Origin of the sequence: Oscillibacter sp. UBA6647 (assembly GCA_002455655.1) — a bacterium.
In the GTDB taxonomy this organism is placed as follows: Bacteria; Bacillota; Clostridia; order Oscillospirales; family Oscillospiraceae; genus Oscillibacter.
In genome coordinates this window covers 1-241 of sequence record DKLF01000013.1, presented here as the reverse complement: position 1 = coordinate 241, position 241 = coordinate 1, and the positions used below count along the sequence as shown (strand labels likewise).

The 241-nt window shown below is 60.6% G+C and carries 1 pseudogene; it reads right to left on the bottom strand.

The features are described from left to right. A pseudogene (locus B2W96_RS01120) lies at positions 1–241 on the bottom strand (hypothetical protein); the annotation flags it as partial.

Genomic DNA, 241 nt, shown 5'->3' with positions numbered 1-241 from the left:
CTGGCCGCCGGAAAGCTGCTCTGCCACTTCCTTGAACTTAAACATGCCCTGGGAAATGGGGTGCTCATCGGGAACGGTTCCGCCCACCGTGATCTTATAGACGGTCTTGTCTGTGCCGGAGGCGGCGCTGCCGCCGGAAGCCGCGCCGGACGTGGCGCCGCCGCCACCGCAGGCGGCAAGGGCCATTACCATGGTTGCTGCCAGAGCCAGAGAAATAAACTTCTTTACCTTATTCATTGTC